Origin of the sequence: uncultured Anaerotruncus sp. (assembly GCF_902490045.1) — a bacterium.
Classification (GTDB): Bacteria; Bacillota; Clostridia; order Oscillospirales; family Ruminococcaceae; genus Anaerotruncus.
The window spans coordinates 1-5,641 of record NZ_CABUCJ010000140.1; the positions used below are offsets into that span (position 1 = coordinate 1).

Consider the following 5,641-nt stretch of genomic DNA (forward strand, 5'->3'; position numbering starts at 1 on the left):
CGCCTGCCGTTCGGCAGGCGTGATTGCGGCAGAATTTTGTGACCGGGTATCCCGGCGCGGCGCGCGGAATTGCAGAACCATACCGGAAAGGCCGGGGAGCGGTTAAAAACCGCTCCCCGGCCTTTTCCCTTGATTTTTTGCTCCGGTATGCCCGGCGCGGCGCATCCGGGCGGGAAAGGTCCGTCATGGGATAGAGCGCGCGCGAATGGAATTTGAGGACATGTGACTGGTAAAATAGTACGCGTAACTTGGTTTATTCAGAAATTTGGCGATTTTACCTATAATTTTACAAAAAGGGGAAAATCGCCAATGACAGTCGCCAATCTGGGTCAGATCATCAAGCACCGCAGGGAGCGGATGAAAATCAGCCAGGAAAATCTCGCGGACTTGGCGGGAATCAGCACGAAACTGCTCAGCGACATCGAATGCGGCAGGGCAAATCCGACCTTTGAAACGATGGACCTCGTGGCCGCCGCGCTGGGTGTGGAGCTGGAGGAGCTGCTCCAGCCCGAGCAGGTGATCGACCTGCTTCCCCAAAACGACCTCTCGCGGTACCAGCAGATGCTCGACCGCCTGCCGCCGTTTGCGCAGCGAATGGTCATCGCAGGGCTTGAGGGCGCGATCGCCGGCTGCATGCAGCTTGCCAGGGAAATGTAATGGCCGCCCGCCGGGCGGCCATATATGCGCGTCCCCGTGTTTGCGGGGAGCTTATTTGGTTCGCCGCTGCATGTGCCAGCAGGCGCGCGCGGCGAACGGCTCGGACGCGAAATGCGCGGCCAGCTTGGCGGCTTTCATCAGACCGCCGGGGATGATGAGCGCGCGGCGGGCGAACATCCCGTCGACGGCGCGGCGCGCGGCCTCGAGGCTCGGCATCCCGCCCACGGCAAACCGCACGTCGGCGGTTTTGCTGAACGCGGTGTTCACCGGGCCGGGGCAGAACGCCCCAAGATAGACGCGGCTGCCCCGGCGGCGCAGCTCCTCCCGCACGCCGACCGTCAGCCGCATGACATAGGCCTTGGAGGCGTAGTAGGCGGCCATCTGCGGGCCGGGGAAAAAGGCCGCCGACGAGGCGACGTTGAGGATGTAGCCGCTGTCCCGCGCGACAAAATCCCGCAGAAAGAGCTTGGTGAGGATGTGCACGGCGCGGATATTCGTATCGATCAGCCGCAGCTCGTCGTCGAGGTCGGTTTTGTCGAACATGCCGCACAGCCCGAACCCGGCGTTGTTGACGAGGATGTCGATCTTTTCCGCGCGCAGCTGTTCGTAGAGGCGGCGGCACTCCTTCTCGTCCGAGAGGTCCGCGCAGACGACCTGCGCGCCGCCGGGCAGCGTTTTGGCGAGCGCCTCCAGCCTGCCGCGGCTGCGCGCCGTCAAGATCAGTTTGCATCCCCGCGCCGACAGTACCCGCGCGATATCCCGCCCGAGCCCGGAGCTCGCGCCCGTCACCAGTGCTTTCATGCCGATTCCTCCATACTGCTTTTTGATTAGTATACCAAATTTTCCGCGTTTCACAAACAGATTCCGCTTTTAATGAAGCAGACAAAAAACAATGGGAATTTTATACAAACTGTCATTTACAATGAAAAACAGGATGAAACTATGTCGGATTGATGCATTGTTGCAACCTTGCGCACATGGTAAAATGAAAGAACAGGAAAGAGACAGAGCGGGCCCGCTCTGTGCTGCGCCGCCATGCGGCGCAGCAATCCCCCCTGTTCGGGCGGCCCGCGAGGATTGAAGGAGGAGAAAATATGAAAAAGCTGTTGGCACTTACCCTCGCGCTGGCAATGGCGCTCTCCCTCGGTGTGGCCGCCTTCGCGGAAGACGCGGCGCTTCCGGGCGACGAGGCCTCCGAGGCACTTAAATGGCATACTTTTTGGTGGGCGGACGAAGCTTCGGAAGAGCTCTCGATCTATGGGTGGTTTCTGGATGCTGGCGACAAGCTGAACCCCGGCCTGGACGTGGATGAGACGGAGAACGATTCGGCCCTTTCGGGCTCGACCCTTTATCTGCTGTTGCAGTCGTCGGAAGATCTTCCTGACCTTGATAAGGAAGTGAAGATCAAGGTCTCCCGTGAGGACGGATCGAAGCAGGTCCTTTCCGCTAAGCTCGTCGAAAAAAAGCTCCCTGACAAGGAGTTCCTTACCGATCAGGAGAAGCTGATCGAATACCATGGCGACGGACGTGTCTGGGCGATCGAGGTCAAGCTCAAGGAATTCTATAACGACGACGAATTTAAGATCTCCTTCAAGCTCACCGCTACGGCGAAGAAGGACATTCCGGTACCCATTTATTATTATGATCTGGACGAAGGGCATCCCTATATTCCCAAGGGAACCAAGTGTACCGTTTATACCGCTCCCTTCTGGGTGACCAACCGCGTGCTCGACGCGGACCAAGACTTCGCGGCGGGCAACCGCGGCGAAACCCTCAAGCCCGCGAAGAACGACGACAGCGAGATCACCTGGGAAAACGAAAACGACACGCTGGCGTGGCTGCGCTTCTCAGGCAACGACGACCAGGGCCAGTTCTATCCCAAGATGGTTACCGGTTGGGACGACCAGACCTATGCGGAGTACTTCGCGGATCAGGACGCCTTCCTCTATGACTTTGTGGCGCGCGCGGCGGGCGAGACGAAGATCGCCTCTACAAGCCGCGCGACCCTCGACCTGCGGTACCCGTTCGTCGACGAGGACGGAGAGCTTACGGTGGAGCCGGAGGACATCGTCGTCTACATGATCGACGAGGACGGCCTGCCGGCGGATATCACCTCCGAGTTCCAGTTCGTTGAGACGGACGACGGCGACTATGTCCTGCGGACCAAGACCCGCAAGCTGGGCGTCTACATCATCGCGGAGAAGCCGATCACGGCCGATGAGGAAGCGGCCGAGGCTCCCGAAGAGGCGGAAATCCCCGCGGAGACCGTCGAGGAAGCGCCCGCTGAGGAGGCCCCCGCGGCTCCCGTCAAGGCGATCCTCCCCTCCTTCGCGAAATAAGCGAATTCACAGCGAACACAATGGCCCGCGGACGGAAGCCCGCGGGCCCGCTCGGTGCTACGCCGCCATGGCGGCGCAGCAATCTCCCTTGTTTGGGCGGCCTTGGAGAAAAGGAGGATAAAACATGAAAAAACTGCTGGCACTTACCCTTGCGCTGGCAATGGCGCTCTCCCTCGGTGTGGTTTCGTATGCTCACGCCGATACGGATGAGGACAAACTTGCCGATGCCGTCTTCGGGACAATGAGCGAATATGTCCACGACGGGGATACGCTGAAAAACAGCTGGTTTGCGATGATGGACAGCCCCGGCGACCGCTTCGCCGATGCGGACAACGACACCGTCAAATCGGGCGCGACCGTCTATATCATCCTTGGGAATTATGGCCGGATTGATATGGAAAAGGACGTCAAGATCAAGATCAAAAAAGACGACGGCTCCAAGTATGTCAACTCGGTCAAGCTGGTCGAGAAAAAGCTCGACGGGAAGGAAGGCCTTGTGGAGCCTGAGATGGATGAAGACGGCGGCTATTATGGCGCCGGCCGCTACTGGGTGCTGGAGGTCAAGCTCAAGGAGTTCCCGACCGACGACGAATACAAGATCTCCTTTGAGCTGACCGCGACCGCCAAGCGGGAGTTCAAGAGTGACGAGGACGACCAATATGACATCCCCAAAGGCGTGAAGATCACCGTCCACACAGAACCCATCTGGGTTTCCAATCTGGTGCTGGACGCGGATCAGGACTTTGCGGCGGGGACCCGCGGCGTGGTGGTGAAGCCGCAGAAGAACGAGGAAAACGAGATCACCTGGGAGAACGAGAACGACACGCTGGCGTGGCTCACCTTCACGAGCGACGACGACGCGAAGAAGTTCTACCCCAAGCTGAGCACCAAGTGGGACGACGCGGAGTACGCGGAATCCTTCGCGGATCAGGATGCGTTCCTCTATGATTTCATCGGAAACCCGCAGATCGCCTCGACGAGCCGCGCGACGCTCAGGCTGCGCCTCCCGTACGTGGACGAGGACGGGGAGCTATCGGTGGACAATGAGTCGATCGTCGTCTACGAGGTTGTGGACGGGGAGCTGGTTCCGATCACCCAGCCGGGCAGCATCTATCTGACGGAGGACGATGAATGGGTCTTCGAGCTGAAGACCCGCAAGCTCGGCACCTACATCATCGCGGAGAAGCCGATCACGGCCGGCGGGGAAGCGACCGAGGCCCCCGCAGAGGAGGCCGCCGGGGAAGCGCCCGCCGAGGAGCCCGTAGCTCCCGTCAAGGCCATCCTCCCCTCCTTCGCGAAATAAGCGGATTCACAGCGAACATAATGGCCCGCGGACGGAAGCCCGCGGGCCATTGCTCTGCATGACGAAGAATATGAATAAATTATGTCGATATGACGCATTGCGTTCACCATGCGCGAATGGTAAAATAAAGAAACAGGAAAGACACCGAACGGGCCCGTTCGGTGTTGTGCCGCCATGGCGGCACAACAATCCCCCTTGTTTGGGCGGCCTTGGAGAAAAGGAGGATAAAACATGAAAAAACTATTGGCACTCACCCTTGCGCTGGCAATGGCGCTCTCCCTCGGCGTAACGGCGCTTGCGCGGGACACAGAAATCCCGGAGGGCGCGTTGGTGATCCGTGAGGTCCATATCCGTGCGGACGGCGTCTTCTTTTATGACATGCGGGGAAACCATTATGAAGACGAGGTCCCGACAACCGCCAAAATTTATCTGATTCCCGATATGGATGAAGAAATTGAGGAAGAAAATTACTCGGATACGGTCGCGGACGACGGCACAGTCGTTTCGGGCGGTACTCTGTACGGATCAGCTTTGTATTGGGAGTACCTCGGGTACGGAAGTGATGTGACCGACTACTTCACGGCGAAATTCAAGAAGGAGGAGGGCGCCAAGGCGATCAAGTCGCTCAAGCTCGTCTCCAAAAAGATCGGCGATGTGGTCAGCGACGAGGACTTCTTTGACGAGGCCACAGACCGCTGGGGCTTCATCGAGGCGGAGATGAAGGAGGGCTACACCGACGATGAGACGAAGGTCAAGCTGACCGCGACCTACAAGGCAAAGGACAACCTTGCGCTTAACGACGACCTCTATCTGGCGAAGAACGGCAAGGTCATCGTCGACTACACCTTCTACGTCAAGAACAGCCTGCGCGACGCGGACGCCGATTTCAGCGTGGGCGACGGCGGCGTGGTAGTGAAGCCGCAGAAGAACGAGGAAAACGAGATTACCTGGGAGAACGAGAACGACACGCTGGCGTGGCTCACCTTCACGAGCGACGACGACGCGAAGAAGTTCTACCCCAAGCTGAGCACCAAGTGGGACGACGCGGAGTACGCGGAATCCTTCGCGGATCAGGATGCGTTCCTCTATGATTTCATCGGAAACCCGCAGATCGCCTCGACGAGCCGCGCGACGCTCAGGCTGCGCCTCCCGTACGTGGACGAGGACGGGGAGCTATCGGTGGACAATGAGTCGATCGTCGTCTACGAGGTTGTGGACGGGGAGCTGGTTCCGATCACCCAGCCGGGCAGCATCTATCTGACGGAGGACGATGAATGGGTCTTCGAGCTGAAGACCCGCAAGCTCGGCACCTACATCATCGCGGAGAAGCCGATCACGGCCG

Annotated in this window: 4 protein-coding genes and 1 pseudogene; 4 read left to right on the plus strand and 1 reads right to left on the minus strand. The window is 59.2% G+C overall.

Annotated elements, in window-relative coordinates; translation table 11 throughout:
- The first annotated feature begins 309 nt into the window (after positions 1 to 309).
- Positions 310 to 657 (plus strand): helix-turn-helix transcriptional regulator, encoded by a 348-nt coding sequence (locus RDM88_RS11395; RefSeq protein ID WP_308754958.1) that lies wholly within the window; start codon positions 310 to 312, stop codon positions 655 to 657.
- 51 nt (positions 658 to 708) lie between these two features.
- On the opposite strand, the gene RDM88_RS11400 is transcribed toward RDM88_RS11395, so the two are convergent.
- Positions 709 to 1,458, minus strand: coding sequence for an SDR family NAD(P)-dependent oxidoreductase (locus RDM88_RS11400; protein ID WP_308754959.1), 750 nt, complete (start codon positions 1,456 to 1,458; stop codon positions 709 to 711).
- Between the two features lie 293 nt (positions 1,459 to 1,751).
- Between RDM88_RS11400 and RDM88_RS11405 the strand changes: the two genes are divergently transcribed.
- The 3 genes and pseudogenes from RDM88_RS11405 to RDM88_RS11415 all read left to right on the plus strand — a co-directional run.
- Positions 1,752 to 2,996, plus strand: a complete 1,245-nt coding sequence (locus RDM88_RS11405; protein WP_308754960.1) for a hypothetical protein — start codon at positions 1,752 to 1,754, stop codon at positions 2,994 to 2,996.
- A gap of 124 nt (positions 2,997 to 3,120) precedes the next feature.
- Entirely contained in the window at positions 3,121 to 4,299 is a 1,179-nt protein-coding gene (locus RDM88_RS11410; RefSeq protein ID WP_308754961.1) for a hypothetical protein, read from the plus strand.
- A 231-nt stretch (positions 4,300 to 4,530) separates the two neighbouring features.
- A pseudogene (locus RDM88_RS11415) lies at positions 4,531 to 5,641 on the plus strand (hypothetical protein); the annotation flags it as partial.

Excerpts from the sequence above, each read along its gene's own strand:
- RDM88_RS11410 (WP_308754961.1), top strand. The coding sequence starts at position 3,121 with ATGAAAAAACTGCTGGCACTTACCCTTGCGCTGGCAATGGCGCTCTCC.
- RDM88_RS11405 (WP_308754960.1), top strand. The coding sequence starts at position 1,752 with ATGAAAAAGCTGTTGGCACTTACCCTCGCGCTGGCAATGGCGCTCTCC.
- RDM88_RS11400 (WP_308754959.1), bottom strand. The coding sequence starts at position 1,458 with ATGAAAGCACTGGTGACGGGCGCGAGCTCCGGGCTCGGGCGGGATATC.
- RDM88_RS11395 (WP_308754958.1), top strand. The coding sequence starts at position 310 with ATGACAGTCGCCAATCTGGGTCAGATCATCAAGCACCGCAGGGAGCGG.